This is a genomic window from Streptomyces sp. W16 (genome assembly GCF_033194735.1).
Lineage (GTDB): Bacteria > Actinomycetota > Actinomycetes > Streptomycetales > Streptomycetaceae > Streptomyces.
Genome location: NZ_JAWOAI010000066.1, coordinates 15,366 through 27,869 on the forward strand (window position 1 = coordinate 15,366; position 12,504 = coordinate 27,869).

A 12,504-nucleotide genomic window follows, 5' to 3' on the forward strand; every position below is an offset into this window, starting at 1 on the left:
GTTCACGAGCACTCGAACCACACCGTCTTTCCGCCCCTGGACGCCGGTGACACCCCCCACTTGTCGGTCACCGCGTCCAGGATGACGAGCCCGCGGCCGTTCTCCGACTCGGTGTCCAACTCCGGGTTCAGCGTCGGGAGTTCGGGACGGCCGTCCGTCACCTCCACGCGGATCCCGGCCGTCTGACGCTGCAGCCGAAGCCCGCAGCGCCGGTCCGGAACATGCCGGACGACGTTGGCGACCAGCTCCGTCACGGCAAGTTCCACGGAGTCCGACAGCTCCGGCATGCCCCACTCCAGCAGGAACGAGCGGACGATACGGCGGATGTGCCGGGCGGAGTGTTCACCCACGGTGAGGTGCATGACGTACTGCTGGCGGTCGGGAAAGGCCAGCATGGCGGGGGGAGTTGGTTCATTCACACTACGAGGCTGACGCCCCGCCGCTACCCTCGGCAACTGTATGAATACAACCCGTTCACGGGTGGACAGTTCCGGACAGTTGTCGGGAGGCAGGGGGCTTCGCGTGCACATCAACACCCTCGATCCAGGGGCGTCACCGCTGGATTACTACGGCTATGAATTGCGCCGCTACCGAGAAGCGGCCGGTCTCACACAGCGGCAACTCGGCGTCATCATCAACTACACCGGCTCCCTGATCGGCCAGATCGAGACGGCGAGGAAGTTGCCCACGCTGGAGTTCAGCAGGCAGGTGGACGCCGCGCTCAACACGGGTGGGCTGCTGACCCGGTTGCTGGATCTGGTGCTGCGCAGCCAACTCCCCGCGTGGTTCCGGCAGGTGGGTGAGCTGGAGGCGCGGGCCGTCGAGATCTGCTCCTTCGAGTCGCTGATGATCCACGGTCTCCTCCAGACCGAGGAGTACGCCCGCGCGGTACTCGGCACGCTGGACCAGAGCAACCTGGACGACCGGACCGCTGTACGAGTCGGCCGTCAGCGCATCTTCGCGAAGGAGGAGCCGCCGGTCTTCTGGGTGATCCTCAGCGAGGCCGCGTTGTATCTGGAGATCGGTGGCCAGAAGACGATGAGGAACCAACTGGCCCGCCTGTTGGCCTATGAGAACAATCCCCGGGTCAACATCCAGATCCTGCCGTTCTCGGCGGGAACGCACGCTGGACTGACAGGCTCATTCAACGTCTACCGCTTCGCGAATGACCCGTCCATCGTCTACACGGAGAGCTACGGAAGCGGGCATCCGACTGCCAACCCGGAGACCGTCAAGGATTGTTCGCTGCGTTACGATCACCTCCAGGCTGCCGCCCTCTCCCTCAGGGACTCGGCGGCGCTGATCCGGCGCGTGATGGAGGAACGTTATGGGGAACAACGCGATGCCGACGGGGACTCAGTGGCGGAAGTCCAGCTACAGCAGTGACCAGGGCGGCGATTGTGTAGAGATCGCCGAAACCACCTGCCCCACAACCCCCACCACCCTCGCCATCCGCGACTCCAAGACCCCGGCGGGGCCGATCCTCACCCTCGACCCCGCCGCCTTCACCACCTTCGTCAACTGGACCGCTACGACGGTTGGTTGAAGTAGTAGTCGTGGTCCAGGTCGGCCAGCAGGCCGATCCGGGCCGGTGTCCATCCGAACCGCTTCTGCGTGAGCGTGCTCGTTCCCGTGAGGTCGGGCGAGACGAAGTGGCCCAGCCAGCCGAAGTGGGCCCCGGCCTCCTCGACCGGCAGGCTCGTCACCGGTAGGTCCAGCCGCTTGCCGATGACTTCGGCGATCTCCCGTACCGGTACGCCCTCGTCGGCGACCGCGTGCAGGACTGAACCCGCCGGGGCGTTCTCCAGGGCCAATCGGTAGAGCAGCGCGGCGTCCTCGCGATGCACGGCGGCCCAGCGGTTGGTTCCGGCGCCGGGGTAGGCGGAGACACCCTTGGCGCGGGCGATGTCGATGAGGGCGGGGACGAAGGCGTGATCGCCCTCGCCGTGCACCTGCGGCAGCCGTATCGCCGACGTGCGCACGCCTCGCTCCGCTGCCGCCAGGGTCGCCAACTCGGCTGCGAGGCGCGGCATTTCGGGGTGGGTGGTGAGGTCGGGTATCTCGTCCTCGGTGCGGCCGTGGCTCATCACCGAGCTGATGACGAGGGGTCGATCCGAACCGGCGAGGGTCTCGATCAGCGCTTCCACCGCGCTCAAGTCCGTTGCGACGCACGGGCCGTAGTTCGAGAAGTCGTGGATGAAACCGGTGTGGATCACGCCGTCGGAGGCGGACGCGCCCGCGCGGAGTGCGTCGAGGTCCTCCAGCGAACCCCGGTGGACCTCCGCTCCGGTCGCGGCCAGCCGTTCCGCCGAGGTGTCGGAGCGGGCCAGGCCGAGGACCTGGTGTCCCGAGTCGAGCAGTTCGCGGACGACCGCGCCGCCCACGAATCCGGTCGCGCCGGTGACGAAAACACGCATGACGAAATCACCCCAGGTGGGTCGGGAAGTGGTGTGCTTCCAGCCTGCGCCCGCCCGGCCGCGCCCGTCCAAGACCGACTCCGGAAGACGTGATTCACTTCCGGTATCAGTGCAGCTCGTACCGTCGTACAGTCGATGTATGAGTGACCTGGACCTGCGCCTCGTCCGCTACTTCACCGTCGTCGCCGAGGAACTGCACTTCGGCCGGGCGGCGGCCGTCCTGCATCTCGCGCAGCCGTCCCTGAGCCGTCATGTCCGGCGCCTGGAGGGCGAGTTGGGTGTGCGGCTCTTCGACCGGACCACGCAGGGCACTCAACTCACCGAAGCGGGCGCGGCGTTCCTGCCCCGGGCCGAGGCGCTGTTGCGGTCGGCGGCGGAGGCGACCGCCGTGGCACGGGCGGCCGGGCGGCCGAGCCGTGTCGTCGTCGGGTACATGACCGGGCTCATCGTCACCCCGGCGGTGCGCGCCCTGCGCGGACGCTGCCCGGAGGCCGATGTGCATCATTGTTTTCTCGGCTGGGGCGAGATGCCGTCCGCCCTGCTGGAACATCGGGTCGACGCGGTGGTGGGCCGACTCCCGTTCCCCACCGATGGGTTGAGCGTGACCGTCCTCTACGAAGAGCCCCGGGTGCTGCTGATCCCGGTCGGCCACCGGCTGGCCGGCAAGGAGTACGTCACCCTCGACGACATCGCCGACGAGCCCGTACCCCGTTTCCCCGACCCGGAGTTCAACGCGTTCTGGCGCCTCGACCCCCGCCCGGACGGCCGGCGGGTGCCGGACGGTCCGCTGGTCGAGAATCTGGAGGACAAGCTCGAAGTCATCGCCGCGGGCGAGGCGGTCGCGCTAGTTCCGGTGGGCGCCGTCATGAAGGGCCTGCGGCACGATCTGACCACGGTCCCGCTGGAGGGCGTGGACCCCATCCCGGTCGTCCTGGCCATGCGCGCAGGCGAGGAGAACCGCCCCCTGCTCGCGGCCTTCCGCGCCTGCGCGGTGGAGCAACTGACCCCGCAACTGACCCCTGCCGAACAGGACTTGACCTAGGGCAGGTTCAGGCCTTCTCGGCGATGTGCCTGCCCAGATCGAGTTCGATGCCCTGGGGCTGCTGGAAGCCGCGCGCGAAGAGGCTGCGTACGCGATCCGCGCTCTCCGGACGACTCGCCGTGCGCCGGAACGCGTCCAGGGAGGCCGCGTAGTCGCTCGCCGGGATCGTGGTGGCCGCGTCGACGAACTCCTTCGCGCCGGAGACCGCGGGCTTCTCGAAACCGGCGATGCGGCGGGCGAACGTATCGACGAAATCGTCCAACTCGCCTTCGGGCAGAACGCGGTTGACGTAGCCGTACTCGGCCGCGAGCTGGGCCGGGAAGTCGTCGCCTCCGAGAATGATCTCCATCGCGCGGCCCCTGCCCACCAGTTCGGCAAGACGGCCCATCGGGTTGCCGCCGGGCACGGCGCCGATGCCGATCTCCGGCTGGCCCAGGACGGCGCCCGGGCCCGCGAAGCGGATGTCGGTGCTCAGGACGAACTCGCTTCCCGCGCCCCGGACCCGGCCGTTGATCGCCGAGATCGTGACGGCCGGGACCTTGCTCAGCCGCAGCAGGTTGTCCGAGACGAGGGGGAGCCCGCTGGGGCCGGCCGGCATCGCGGCGGCGCGCTTGTTGTCCAGCAGAAGGTCGAGGTGCGCCATGAAGAAGTCCGGGTTGGCGCTCTGGAAGACCACGACGTTCAGATCGGGGTCCTGCTCGATACGCGTCACCAGATCGGCGATCTGCTCGATGGTGTCGAGATCGATGAGGTTCATCGGGGCGTTCTCGAAGGTCACCTTCCAGTAGGACGGCGACACCACGTGCACATCGAACTGCGAGTGATTACTCATTGTTGTCATCCATTCGGATTTCGGAGGTTCTTGCGCAGGATCTTCCCGGCCGGGGATTTGGGTATCGCGGTCAGGAACTCGACCGCTCGCACCTTCTTGTACGGTGCGACCCGCGCCGCGACGAACGTCATCACCTCGTCGGCGGTCAGCGTCTCGTCGGCGCTGACCACGAACGCCTTCGGGATCTCCTCGCCGTCGGCGTCGGTGATGCCGATGACAGCGGCGTCGGCGATGGCCGGGTGCGTGAGCAGCAGTGCTTCCAGTTCGGCCGGGGGAACCTGGTAGCCCTTGTACTTGATGAGCTCCTTGATGCGGTCGACGATGTAGACGCATCCGGTGGAGTCCACCCTGGCCAGGTCTCCGGTGTGCAGGAACCCGTCCGCGTCCACGGTCGCGGCGGTCGCGTCGGCGTTGCCCAGATAGCCGGCCATCACGTTCGGGCCCCGCACCCAGAGTTCGCCCGGCTCGCTCAGACCGTCCGCGGGTACGCCGATCTCGGCACCGGTCGCGGGATTGACGAGCTTGTTGACGGTGTTGGGCACCGGCCAGCCGCTCGCCGCGATCGGCGCACGCCGGCCGGCGATGGAGACACCGCCGTCGGCGGTCGGCACCAGGTGGCTGACGGGGCTCAGTTCCGTCATCCCGAAGCCCTGCACGACCGGCACCGACAAACGCTTCGACACGGCCGCGCCCAACTCCTCCTCCAGTGGGGCCGCGCCGCTCACCAGCATCCGCAGCGACGACAGGTCGTAGTCGTCGACCAGCGGGTGTTTGGCCAGGGCCACCGCCACCGGGGGCGCGATGAACACGTAGGTGACACGGTGGCGTTGGACGGTCTCCAGAAACCCGGTCAGGTCGAACCGCGTCATGGTCACTATCCGACTCCGGGCCGCGAGCGCGGAGTTCATCAGCACCGTCATGCCGTAGATGTGGAAGAACGGCAGTACCGCCAGCACGACGTCGTCGGCGCGGAGGTCCAGAAGGGGTGCGATCTGCGTGACGTTCGCGACCAGGTTCCGGTGGGTGAGCATCACCCCCTTCGGTTCACTGGTGGTGCCCGAACTGAACGGCAACACGGCCATGCGCTCCGCGGGTTGGAGTCGGGTGGCCAGCGGAATCCGGTGGCCGGAGTGGTCGTGTGCGGCCCGTTCGCCGTCCAGGAGCAGGATCGCCGCCTTGTCGAGTCCCGCGCTGTGGACGGCCTCCTCGGCCTGCGGGAGGAAGGCGCGCGCGGTCACCAGCAACACGGCCTTGGCCGCGGTGAGTTGCTTGGCGATCTCCGGGCCGGTGGCCATCACGTTGATCGTGGTCACGATCGCGCCCGACCGGATGATGCCGTGGAACGCGACCGCGAACGCCGGAGCGTTCGGATGCAGCAGAGCCACCACATCGCCCGCTCCCACACCGGCGGCTGCCAGCTCGCGGGCGAAGGCGTCGATGCCCGCGACCAGCGCCGCGTAGGTCAGTTGCTCGCCCGATTCCGCCGCCGTCAGGGCGACCCGGTGCCGGTCCGCGGGGCTCACATCGGCGAACAGGAACTCGTGCAGCCCGGCATCGGGGATCCGCACGTCGGGGAAGGGGCCGGCGAAACTCATGGACATGCCTCCGGGGGTTCACGGGAGGTGGCTGGTCGCTGACATGCAGTCAGTTCAGGGCGGCGTAGACCTCGTTGACGTAGGCGATCGTGCGGTCGCTGCCCAGCAGCCCGGCACCCATCTTGTTCATGACGTAGGAGATCGTGGTCCGGCGTTCGGTGTCGGCCACGACGATCGATCCGCCGAACCCGGGCCAGAAGCAGACGCGTCCTTGCGGGATGTACGGAACGGAGGGTGACGGCAGGCCGTAGCCGATGCCGAAGCGCAGGTGCGCGCCGAGTACCAGATCCGGGCCGTCGGACTGCGGCCGGAAGATGAGGGCGATCGTCTCCGGCGACAGCAACCGCACCCCGTCGACCGCACCGCCACAGGCGACGACGGACTGGATCCTGGCGAGTGAGCGGGCGTTGCCCTGGCCGTTGGCCGCGCCGACCTCGGCGCGACGCCACTCGGGTGTCAGCGATTCACGTGGGCCGACCAACGGTCCTGTGAAGGTTCGCAACCTGATGTGGTCCGGGTCGGGCGCGGAAGGATCGAGCGACGCGCCCTGGGGCGGAACGACATCGGCGACCCGGTCGGCTTCGCTGTCCGGCAGGCCGATGTGGAAGTCGGCGCCCAGCGGACCCGTGATCTCCTCGGCGACGAACCGGCCGAGGGTGCGGCCGTCCACCCGCCGGATCAACTCGCCCACCAGATGCCCGTAGTTGAGCACGTGATACCCGGACGCGGTGCCGGGCGTCCACCACGGGGCTTGTGCGGCGAGTCGGGCCGCCGCGCCCTGGGTGTCGTAGACGTCCTCGATCGTTATCGGCTGCTCCCATGCCGGGACGCCTGAGGTGTGGGACAACACGTGCCTCACTCGCACGTCTTCCTTGCCCGCGGCGGCGAACTCCGGCCAGTACCGCGCCACTTGGGCGTCGATATCGAGGAGACCACGCTCGATCAGCAGCAGCGCCGCCAGCGCGGTCACCGTCTTCGTGCACGACCAGACGTTGGTGAGCGTGTCCCGCTGCCACGGCCTGGTCCGCTGCCGGTCCGCCCAGCCGCCCCAGATGTCGACCAGCGGCGCACCGCCGACGTCGACCACGAGCGATCCGCCCAGCTCGTCGCCCGCGTCGATGTTCTTCGCGAACAGCGCGCGCAGGCCGGCGAAACGGTCGTCGCACACACCGGACACGTCAGTCGTCGTCACCCCTGCACCGCCGCGGTGATCGCCTTGGTCAGTTCGGGCTGGATGCGGTCCAGCGCCCGGGTGTTCCGCTGGGCCTTGGCCAGCAGCAGCGCGCCTTCGATGGAGGTGAGGACCATCGTGGCCAGCGACTGGGCGTGTTCCATCGTCAGTCCGCGCTGCCACAGGCCCTGGGTGATCAGCTCTTCCCAGGAGGAGAACGATTCACCGGCGGCGGTCATCGCCTCGGGGTAGTTGTCGCCGTGCATCACGCTCGCGGCGACGGGGCATCCGGCGCGGTAGTCACTGGCCCGCAGCTGCTCCCGGAACATGTCGATGATCTCGTCGACGATCCGGGTCGGGTCGTCGTCGGCCACGAGGGCCGCGATCTGCTTGCTGCGCAGCGTCCCGGCCAGGCGGATCGCGTCACGCAGCAGCTCGGCCTTGCCGCCGGGGAAGTGGTGGTAGATCGAACCGCGCGGCGCCTGGGCCCGGTCGGCGACCTCCGTCAGCGACGTCGCGTCGACACCGTTCTCCTGCACGGTCTCGAACCCGGCGAACAGCATCCGGCGGCGTACATCGGTCCGTGGCTTGCTGGGCACATCAACCTCCTCGCGTTCTATAGCCAAGACTATAGCTCATTCCTTCGGGAGTGGGCGAAGAGGGCTGATTGGTCGCCGTAAACGGTTTCCAATGTGACCCATGGCACTCAATCTTCTATGGCTCCAGGTATAGGATCTGCTCATGACTGATTCGATGCGGTCCCTCTGGTTCGTCGAGCCCCGCCGGCTTGAGTGGCGTGAAGTGCCCGCACCGGTGCTGACCGGCGACACCGACGCGCTGGTACGGCCGGTGATCGCCGCCCGCTGTCCGCTGGACGTGCCGATCCTGCACGGCCGGCTGCCCATACCGCCCGGATACGCCTTCGGGCACAACGCGGTCGCCGAGGTCGTCGCCATTGGGGACACGGTCACCGGCGTAGCGGTCGGAGACCTGGTGGTCGTGTCGCCCGAGGTGTCCTGCGGGCAGTGCGAGCCGTGCCGGCGCGGCTGGAGCGGCCAGTGCGCCACCACGCCCCACGGCGCCACCTTCGGCGTGGCGGTGAACGGAGCGTGGGGCGGTCTCTTCGACGACCTCGTGCGCGTCCCCTACGCCGACCAGATGCTGCACCGCATCCCCGCCGGGATCGACCCCCTCGACTGCGTGACCCTCGGCGACATCGCCGGCGCCACCGAGGAACTGGCCCGTCGCCACATCGTAGACGGCGGACGCAGGCGGGTCCTCTTGCTCGCCCCGGGAATCACGGGCCTCTTCCAGACCGCCCTGGCCTTCGCCTACGGCGCCGAACACGTCCTCTACGTCGATCCCGACCCCGCCAACCGGGCCCTCGCCGAGCAGTACGGAGCGGAGACCGCGGCCGAGCCCCCGGCCGATGGCGAGGGTGGCCTGTTCGACCTGGCGATCGAGGCGTCTGCGAGGGTCGAGTGGTTCCACCGCGGGCTCGACCTGCTCGCGGGGGAGGGCTTCTTCGAGAGCATGGGTGGTCTGACCGGCGAGATACCGTTTCCCGCGTTCCCCGTGTTCATGAAAGGCATCACCGTGCGCCTCGCGCGCTACAACAGTGCCTCGAACGTCTCCGCGGCCCTCGATGCCGTAGCCGCCGCCAAGTTCAAGCCCTCGGACTTCTACTCCCCGCTTGTGGACTGGGAGGACCTGCCCGAGGCGATGCTGGAACCGGCCCGCATGCTCGTGGCCGCGAAATGACACACGGTCAGGCCGCCCGCCGCGCAAAGGCTTTCGCGGCGGACGGCCTGACTCCGGTGGTTCAGAGTCGCTGAATGATCGTGCCCGTGGCCAGCGCCCCGCCCGCGCACATCGTGATCAGCGCGAACTCCTTGTCGGCGCGCTCCAGTTCATGCAGCGCGGTGGTGATCAGCCGGGCGCCGGTCGCCCCGACCGGATGCCCGAGGGCGATCGCACCGCCGTTCACGTTGACCTTCTCCAGGTCCTGCCCGAAGACCTGCGCCCAGCTCAACACCACTGACGCGAAGGCCTCGTTGATCTCGACGATGTCGATGTCCTTGAGCGTCATGCCCGCCTTGCCGAGCACGGCTCGCGTCGCGTCGATCGGGCCGTCGAGGTGGAAGTGCGGATCCGATCCAACCAGCGCCTGAGCCACTATCCGCGCCCGGGGCCGCAACTTCAGCGCCCGCGCCATCCGCTTCGACGCCCACATGATCGCCGAGGCGCCGTCGCTGATCTGGGACGAGTTGCCCGCCGTGTGGACGGCCGTCGGCATGACCGGCTTCAACCTCGCCAGCGCCTCCATCGACGTGTCGCGCAGTCCCTCGTCGCGGTCGACGAGCCGCCACATGCCGTGGCCCGCGCGCTGTTCGTCCTCCGTCGTCGGCACCTGGACGGCGAACGTCTCCTTCTTGAACCGCTCCTCGGACCAGGCGATCGCCGCCCGCTCCTGCGAGATAAGGCCGAGCGAGTCGACGTTCTCGCGGGTCAACTTCCGGTTGCGGGCGATGCGTTCGGCGGCCTCGAACTGGTTGGGCAGGTCCACGTTCCACTCGTCCGGGAACGGCTTCCCCGGCCCGTGCTTGGACCCCGACCCCAGTGGCACCCTCGACATCGCCTCGACACCGCAGCTGATCCCGACGTCGATGACGCCCGCCGCGATCAGGTTGGCGGTCATGTGCGAGGCCTGCTGCGAGGAGCCGCACTGACAGTCGACCGTGGTCGCCGCCGTCTCGTACGGCAGGCCCATGGCGAGCCAGGCGTTGCGCGCGGGGTTCATGGACTGCTCGCCGGCGTGGGTCACCGTGCCGCCGACGATCTGCTCGACGCAGTCGGCGTGAATGCCGGTGCGGCCGAGGAGTTCACGGTAGGTCTCGCCCAGCAGGTAGGCGGGATGCAGATTGGCGAGCGCGCCGCCGCGCTTGCCGATGGGAGTGCGTACGGCTTCCACGATGACGGGTTCCGCGGCCATGGGACACGTCCTCTCCTCGTCCACCGCGCGGCGCGGGCGTCCCGGCCACCCGCCACGCAGAACTAGTACGCGTTCTAGTTCTGTGTGCAGTCTGCTGACAGGCCGTACACAACCGCAAGGGTCGTGCAGGGAATTCGGCTTGCCGTGCCTCTTGCGACTTGTAGAACCCGTTATTACCTTCACGGGCATTCCCATGTTCCTGATGGACCGTCAGATAACGGCTGGAGTGCCCATGCCCTGTCCAGCTCTCCCCGACGGGTTCGACTTCACCGACCCGGACCTGCTCCACCAGCGCGTGCCCCTACCGGAGTTCGCCGAACTGCGCGCGGCCGAGCCGGTGCGCTGGATCCCGCAGCCCGTCAACATCGCGGGGTTCCAGGACGAGGGCTACTGGGCCGTGACCCGGCACGCCGACGTCCGGTACGTCTCCACCCACCCGGAGATCTTCTCCTCGACCCTCAACACGGCGATCATCCGCTTCGGCGAGCACATGGACCGCGCCTCGCTCGACGCCCAGCGGCTGATCCTGCTCAACATGGACCCGCCCGAGCACACCCGCGTCCGCCAGATCGTCCAACGCGGCTTCACCCCACGGGCGATCCGCGCCCTGGAGGAACGCCTGCGCGACCGGGCCCAGTCGATCGTGGCGAACGCCCGCACCCACTCCGGCCCCTTCGACTTCGTCACCGAGGTCGCCTGCGAACTGCCCCTCCAGGCCATCGCCGAACTCATCGGCATCCCGCAGGACGACCGCGTCAAGATCTTCGAGTGGTCCAACAAGATGATCGCGTACGACGATCCCGAGTACGCCATCACGGAGCAGGTCGGCGCCGAGTCCGCCGCCGAACTCATCGCCTACGCCATGGGAATGGCCGCCGAGCGCAAGCAGTGCCCGGCCCACGACATCGTCAGCACCCTGGTCGCCGCCGAGGACGAAGGCAACCTGAACTCCGACGAGTTCGGCTTCTTCGTGCTCATGCTGTCGGTCGCCGGGAACGAGACGACCCGCAACGCCATCACCCACGGCATGCACGCCCTCCTCACCCACCCCGAGCAGTGGGAGCTGTACAAGAGCGAGCGTCCCTCGACCGCCGCCGAGGAGATCGTCCGCTGGGCCACCCCGGTCAACGCCTTCCAGCGGACGGCGACTCAAGACACCGAACTCGGCGGCAAGTTGATCCGGAAGGGCGACCGGGTCGGCATCTTCTACGCCTCGGCCAACCACGACCCCGAAGTCTTCGAGAACCCGGACGTCTTCGACGTCATGCGCGATCCGAACCCGCATCTGGGCTTCGGCGGCGGGGGCCCACACTACTGCCTCGGCAAGTCCCTCGCGGTCCTCGAAATCGACCTGATCTTCAACGCGATCGCCGACGCGATGCCCGACCTGACCCTGACGGGCGACCCACGCCGGCTGCGCTCCGCCTGGATCAACGGCGTCAAGGAGCTTCAGGTGACCGCCGGTTGAGAAGCTCGGGCCGGCGGCCTCCCGGCGCCGCCGGCCCGTCCTCCATCACCGCTGTGCTTACTTCCGTACCGCGAACTTCATGAGCTCCCGCTCGTCCCCCTGCTTGATCTTCCCGGTCTCGTTGATGACCTGGAGCTTCCAACTGGCGCCTTCCCGGACCGCCTTGGCGACCGCGCAGCCGTTGTCGGCGCTCAGCAGGTTGGGCCAGATCTCGGCGACCTGCTGGGTGCTGCCGCCGGTCGCGTCGTACACCTTGAAAGCGATGTTCCGTGCCTTCTGGAAGGAACTGCCCTTCTTGTAGGCGGCGGCGATGAAGACTATCGACGTGATGGCGGCCGGAATCTTGCCGAGGTCGACGGTGACCGTCTCGTCGTCGCCGGAGCCCTTGCCGGTCTGGTTGTCGCCGCTGTGCACCAGCGAGCCGTTGCCCAGCGGGTCGAGGGAGTCGAGGCCGGCGAGCCGCACCGGCTCCACGCCCTGGAGCGCGATGGCGATGAGGTCGAGGTCCGTACCGGCCTTCTGGCGCAGCTTCCCGATGATGCCGCCGCTGCTGCCGACGGTGGGGTCCCAGGACGCCCCGATCTCCAGATGGGTCACTCCGTCCAGATCCGCCGGACCGTCTTCCTTCGTGAGCGTGATCATGTGTGATCGATCCTCTTGATCGTGGGACTCAGACGCACGAATTCTGCCTTCTTGGGCGGGCTTTGGGCTACTCCCTTCCAGATGCGATCGCGGCGAACACCCCGGCGGCCAGGGCCGAGAGCAGAAGCGGATAGCGCAGGTCGTGGTGCAGGACCAGCCACGCGCCGAGAAACGCGCCGACCGCCATCGCCACGGCCGCCGAGAGGCGGCGGAAGGTGCCGGGGCCCCGGCCGTGGCCCGCGACCGAGTCGGCGACCAGACCGGTCAGGGTCATCGTCAGGACCGTGGTGGTGGAGAAGTCGGTGACCTTGAGCTTGCGGACCACCGCGTTGCGCAGGCCCATCG

The 12,504-nt window shown here is 68.3% G+C and carries 14 protein-coding genes; 5 read left to right on the top strand and 9 right to left on the bottom strand.

Annotated features, from left to right (window positions below; all coding sequences use genetic code 11):
• Positions 1–2: 2 nt before the first annotated feature.
• Positions 3–395, bottom strand: coding sequence for an ATP-binding protein (locus R6V09_RS11840; RefSeq protein ID WP_317881341.1), 393 nt, complete (start codon positions 393–395; stop codon positions 3–5).
• 127 nt (positions 396–522) lie between these two features.
• On the opposite strand from R6V09_RS11840, the gene R6V09_RS11845 reads away from it, so the two are divergent.
• Positions 523–1,386 (top strand): helix-turn-helix domain-containing protein, encoded by an 864-nt coding sequence (locus tag R6V09_RS11845; RefSeq protein WP_317881342.1) that lies wholly within the window; start codon positions 523–525, stop codon positions 1,384–1,386.
• On the top strand, positions 1,343–1,546 hold the full coding sequence (locus tag R6V09_RS11850) for a DUF397 domain-containing protein (protein WP_317881343.1): 204 nt from the start codon (positions 1,343–1,345) through the stop codon (positions 1,544–1,546). Before R6V09_RS11845 ends, R6V09_RS11850 begins: the two co-directional genes overlap by 44 nt.
• Here the strand turns inward: R6V09_RS11850 and R6V09_RS11855 are convergent.
• The gene (locus R6V09_RS11855) at positions 1,530–2,417 is read right to left on the bottom strand and encodes an SDR family oxidoreductase (RefSeq protein ID WP_317881344.1); all 888 of its coding nucleotides are present in this window, start codon (positions 2,415–2,417) and stop codon (positions 1,530–1,532) included. The genes R6V09_RS11850 and R6V09_RS11855 overlap by 17 nt on opposite strands.
• Before the next feature lie 139 nt (positions 2,418–2,556).
• Here R6V09_RS11855 and R6V09_RS11860 point away from each other — a divergent pair, with 139 nt between their 5' ends.
• Positions 2,557–3,459: a LysR family transcriptional regulator gene (locus R6V09_RS11860; protein ID WP_317881345.1), complete on the top strand. Its 903-nt coding sequence runs from the start codon at positions 2,557–2,559 to the stop codon at positions 3,457–3,459.
• 7 nt (positions 3,460–3,466) lie between these two features.
• Here R6V09_RS11860 and R6V09_RS11865 read toward each other — a convergent pair whose 3' ends face one another.
• The 4 genes from R6V09_RS11865 to R6V09_RS11880 are packed head-to-tail and all read right to left on the bottom strand — an operon-like array spanning position 3,467 to position 7,656.
• Positions 3,467–4,291 carry an enoyl-CoA hydratase/isomerase family protein gene (locus R6V09_RS11865; RefSeq protein WP_317881346.1) on the bottom strand — a complete coding sequence of 275 codons (825 nt, stop codon included), beginning with the start codon at positions 4,289–4,291 and terminating at the stop codon, positions 3,467–3,469.
• A 5-nt stretch (positions 4,292–4,296) separates the two neighbouring features.
• Positions 4,297–5,886 (bottom strand): AMP-binding protein, encoded by a 1,590-nt coding sequence (locus R6V09_RS11870; RefSeq protein ID WP_317881347.1) that lies wholly within the window; start codon positions 5,884–5,886, stop codon positions 4,297–4,299.
• A gap of 49 nt (positions 5,887–5,935) precedes the next feature.
• Positions 5,936–7,078, bottom strand: a complete 1,143-nt coding sequence (locus tag R6V09_RS11875) for a serine hydrolase domain-containing protein (RefSeq protein WP_317881348.1) — start codon at positions 7,076–7,078, stop codon at positions 5,936–5,938.
• Positions 7,075–7,656: a TetR/AcrR family transcriptional regulator gene (locus R6V09_RS11880; RefSeq protein WP_317881349.1), complete on the bottom strand. Its 582-nt coding sequence runs from the start codon at positions 7,654–7,656 to the stop codon at positions 7,075–7,077. Before R6V09_RS11880 ends, R6V09_RS11875 begins: the two co-directional genes overlap by 4 nt.
• 142 nt (positions 7,657–7,798) lie before the next feature.
• Here R6V09_RS11880 and R6V09_RS11885 point away from each other — a divergent pair, with 142 nt between their 5' ends.
• The gene (locus R6V09_RS11885) at positions 7,799–8,818 is read left to right on the top strand and encodes a zinc-dependent alcohol dehydrogenase (RefSeq protein ID WP_317881350.1); all 1,020 of its coding nucleotides are present in this window, start codon (positions 7,799–7,801) and stop codon (positions 8,816–8,818) included.
• A 61-nt stretch (positions 8,819–8,879) separates the two neighbouring features.
• On the opposite strand, the gene R6V09_RS11890 is transcribed toward R6V09_RS11885, so the two are convergent.
• Positions 8,880–10,049 carry a steroid 3-ketoacyl-CoA thiolase gene (locus R6V09_RS11890; protein ID WP_317881351.1) on the bottom strand — a complete coding sequence of 390 codons (1,170 nt, stop codon included), beginning with the start codon at positions 10,047–10,049 and terminating at the stop codon, positions 8,880–8,882.
• 232 nt (positions 10,050–10,281) lie between these two features.
• Here R6V09_RS11890 and R6V09_RS11895 point away from each other — a divergent pair, with 232 nt between their 5' ends.
• Complete coding sequence (locus R6V09_RS11895) at positions 10,282–11,517, top strand: cytochrome P450 (protein ID WP_317881352.1); 1,236 nt, start codon at positions 10,282–10,284, stop codon at positions 11,515–11,517.
• 57 nt (positions 11,518–11,574) lie between these two features.
• Here the strand turns inward: R6V09_RS11895 and R6V09_RS11900 are convergent, their stop codons facing one another.
• On the bottom strand, positions 11,575–12,159 hold the full coding sequence (locus tag R6V09_RS11900; RefSeq protein WP_317881353.1) for a TerD family protein: 585 nt from the start codon (positions 12,157–12,159) through the stop codon (positions 11,575–11,577).
• Between the two features lie 67 nt (positions 12,160–12,226).
• Positions 12,227–12,504, bottom strand: a 278-nt coding sequence (locus R6V09_RS11905) for a DUF1275 family protein (RefSeq protein ID WP_317881354.1), incomplete at its 5' end; no start/stop codon positions are given.

Bases quoted from the DNA above. Each gene is read 5' to 3' on its own strand.
- R6V09_RS11900 (WP_317881353.1), bottom strand. From the start codon at position 12,159: ATGATCACGCTCACGAAGGAAGACGGTCCGGCGGATCTGGACGGAGTG.
- R6V09_RS11865 (WP_317881346.1), bottom strand. From the start codon at position 4,291: ATGAGTAATCACTCGCAGTTCGATGTGCACGTGGTGTCGCCGTCCTAC.
- R6V09_RS11860 (WP_317881345.1), top strand. From the start codon at position 2,557: ATGAGTGACCTGGACCTGCGCCTCGTCCGCTACTTCACCGTCGTCGCC.
- R6V09_RS11870 (WP_317881347.1), bottom strand. From the start codon at position 5,886: ATGAGTTTCGCCGGCCCCTTCCCCGACGTGCGGATCCCCGATGCCGGG.
- R6V09_RS11850 (WP_317881343.1), top strand. From the start codon at position 1,343: ATGCCGACGGGGACTCAGTGGCGGAAGTCCAGCTACAGCAGTGACCAG.
- R6V09_RS11885 (WP_317881350.1), top strand. From the start codon at position 7,799: ATGACTGATTCGATGCGGTCCCTCTGGTTCGTCGAGCCCCGCCGGCTT.
- R6V09_RS11855 (WP_317881344.1), bottom strand. From the start codon at position 2,417: ATGCGTGTTTTCGTCACCGGCGCGACCGGATTCGTGGGCGGCGCGGTC.
- R6V09_RS11840 (WP_317881341.1), bottom strand. From the start codon at position 395: ATGCTGGCCTTTCCCGACCGCCAGCAGTACGTCATGCACCTCACCGTG.
- R6V09_RS11890 (WP_317881351.1), bottom strand. From the start codon at position 10,049: ATGGCCGCGGAACCCGTCATCGTGGAAGCCGTACGCACTCCCATCGGC.
- R6V09_RS11895 (WP_317881352.1), top strand. From the start codon at position 10,282: ATGCCCTGTCCAGCTCTCCCCGACGGGTTCGACTTCACCGACCCGGAC.